This window comes from Halomonas sp. ND22Bw (assembly GCF_003011945.1).
Classification (GTDB): domain Bacteria; phylum Pseudomonadota; class Gammaproteobacteria; order Pseudomonadales; family Halomonadaceae; genus Halomonas; species Halomonas halophila.
The window spans coordinates 1-243 of the sequence record NZ_PXWD01001598.1 but is presented as its reverse complement, the minus strand read 5'-3'; the positions used below and the strand labels follow the sequence as shown (position 1 = coordinate 243).

General features: G+C 68.7%; 1 protein-coding gene. It reads left to right on the top strand.

The window, feature by feature from the left end:
• The coding region (locus CVH10_RS23645) for an RtcB family protein (RefSeq protein WP_146143364.1) at positions 1 to 243 on the top strand (243 nt) is incomplete at both ends.

Sequence of the window (243 nt, the reverse complement as noted above, 5' to 3'; positions counted from 1 at the left end):
CGGCGCGCGGGCGCAATTGGCGCGGGCGGCGCAGATGCCGTTCATCTTCAAGCATGTCGCCGCCATGCCCGACGTCCATATCGGCATCGGCGCGACCGTGGGTTCGGTGATCCCGACCAAGGGTGCGGTCATTCCGGCGGCGGTCGGTGTCGATATCGGCTGCGGCATGATGGCGGCGCGGACCTCGCTGATGGCGAGCGATCTGCCCGACCATCTGGAGGGTGTCCGCTCGGCGATCGAGCA